This window comes from Allobosea sp. 05T422_2, from assembly GCF_056396265.1.
In genome coordinates, this window is the sequence record NZ_JBFTLD010000500.1 from 1 (window position 1) to 1612 (window position 1612).

The window sequence follows — 1612 nt, forward strand, 5'->3', positions numbered from 1 at the left end:
CTCCCTGACAGTGGGGGCTTGCTGAACCAACGAGGCTGCGGCGCTGAGGTTCCGGCAAAATCGGGCCGATCCTTGGGCTGCAGGTCGCGGCTGGGCCATGCCGGCCGCGGCCCGAGCGGCACTCATGGCGCAACATCCGCTGCATCTGCTCCACTCACATGGAATCGACGCCGGGTCCGAAGCGGACGGAGCGCCGTACGGCGCAGCCTGGCCTCAGAAGCCGACCCTGAGCTGCGCGGAACCACCGAGGCGGTTGCTGCCCGCGGAAAGTTCGCTGTCGAGGTTGAGGCCGAGCGTGATGCGCTCGCTGAGCCTGGCGTTGAGGCCGGCGGCGACGAGCGCGCTGTTGCGATCGGCTTGCGCGCCCGTCGCGCTGAAGGCCGCGCCCGGAAAACCCGCCAGGCTCGCGGTCAGGTCGGCATCGCGCTGAAAGTAATGCGCCCAGACCGCCCGGACATAGCCGGTGACGGGAACCCCATTGAGGATCGTGTCGGCGTCGAGCTGCAGGCCGAGTTCGCTGCGGCTCGTGACGTCGTTGCGCCTGGCCAAAGCCAGCGCGCCGGCAGTGGCGCCGGCCCAGTTGCTCTCGAGCACGGCCGGACTCTGCGCCCGCGTCGCCTGGAGGGCGGCCAGCGGCGAGAAGCCAAAGCCGGTCCAGTTCAGCACGGTTGCGCTCGCCTGCAGGCGCCCGCTCCAGGCTGTGGTGTCATAGGACGAGGACAGGCTCGAGCCGAGTGCCGGAATGCCGCGGCTGATATCATTGTCGAGCCGGGCATAGCTCGCCGCGGCGCCGAGCCTGACCGGCCCGAGCTGGGTGACGCCGTAGAGGCCGGCCTGGACCACATCTGCATCGATCTTCCCGAGCACACCGCGCAGCGAGGCGCGCGCCGTGCCGGCGGAGACGGCGAAGCCTGCGACCGTGCCGGGCATCAGCCGGAGATCGACCCCCGTCGCGAGATGTGCGTCGTCGATCTTGCGTCGGCTCGAGCCCACCGCCGCGTTGCCGCCGGTCCGACCATAGGAACCGAAGCCCGCGCCCCAGACCGAATAGGACCGGGCATCAAGCCGTGACGGCCCGGCCGGTTGATCCGCGCCCTTGCGCACCAGGGCGGAGAAGGCGGCCGTTCCGGGGCCCGATCCGCCTGCCTGGTTCAATCTCCCTGCCGCCCAGGGATCGAGCATCGTGCGCAGGAACTGATCCGACGCGACCTCGGCCAGCGCCGGCGCGGCTGTATGGATCTCGCCCGAGAGCTGGTTGACCGCAGCCGGGATCGCCGCCGCCGGCAGGTTGTAGATGCCGAACAGCGACGAGGGATCGCCGCCGCCCGCCACCGCGCCGTCGATCGCCGAGGCGATCGCATAGGCATTGGCCGGAGCCGTGACCCCGAGCTGCGGTGCCGGGTTCACGATCGGTGCCAGCGGCTTCGGCGTCAGGGTCAGCCGGACGTCGTTGGCGGTATAGCTCACGCCCGTGGTGATGCCGTCGCCAAAGCTGCCGGTCATGTCGACCGGGCTGAACTGGCCGCCGAGCCCGCCCGCAGCCGAAAGCAGCGTATAGGGGCTGTTGAAGTGATGGGCGCCTCCGAGTGGCACGATCCGCAGCGTGCCGGCG

Annotated in this window: 1 protein-coding gene; it reads right to left on the reverse strand. The window is 70.5% G+C overall.

The features are described from left to right. Window positions 1–213: 213 nt before the first annotated feature. The coding region (locus AC1DJT_RS36575) for an autotransporter outer membrane beta-barrel domain-containing protein (protein WP_476836046.1) at window positions 214–1612 on the reverse strand (1399 nt) is incomplete at its 5' end.